The following is a 435-nucleotide window of genomic DNA, read 5'->3' as shown; positions in this document are numbered from 1 at the left end:
AGCTGGCGCGCGCCCTTCTTTATCGCAGCGGTGTCGGGGCTGATCCTGGCGGTGTTTATGTTCTACATAAAAGAACCCAAGCGCGGCGCGGCGGAAACCGTGCAGGTCTCCCACGCGCGCGTCGACCGCCCGATCCGCCGCGTGCTGGCCGTGCCGACCTTCCTGTGGCTGGTGCTGGCCGGGCTGTGCTTTAACTTTGCCACCTATGCGTGCAACTCATTCCTGGTGCCGCTGCTGCAACGCTATTTCCTCATGCCGTTGCAGGACGCGGCCGTCGCGACGGGCGTCATTGTCGGCCTGACCGGCTTGGTGGGCCTGACGCTGGGCGGCTGGATTGCCGACAAGAATCATCAGCGGGTCGCCAATGGTCGCTTGTTGTTTGCCGCCGTCGGCTTGATCATCCTCACGGGCACCACGGCCTGGGCATTGGCTGCC

1 protein-coding gene is annotated in these 435 nt (G+C 64.6%); it reads left to right on the top strand.

The genetic code is table 11. The features are described from left to right. On the top strand, positions 1 to 435 hold a 435-nt coding region (locus JMV15_RS28090; RefSeq protein WP_201492010.1), incomplete at both ends, for an MFS transporter.

It is taken from the genome of Pseudomonas paracarnis, assembly GCF_904063055.1.
In the GTDB taxonomy this organism is placed as follows: Bacteria; Pseudomonadota; Gammaproteobacteria; order Pseudomonadales; family Pseudomonadaceae; genus Aquipseudomonas; species Aquipseudomonas paracarnis.
The sequence above is the reverse complement of the archived record's forward strand: the minus strand, read 5'-3'. Positions and strand labels throughout refer to the sequence as shown.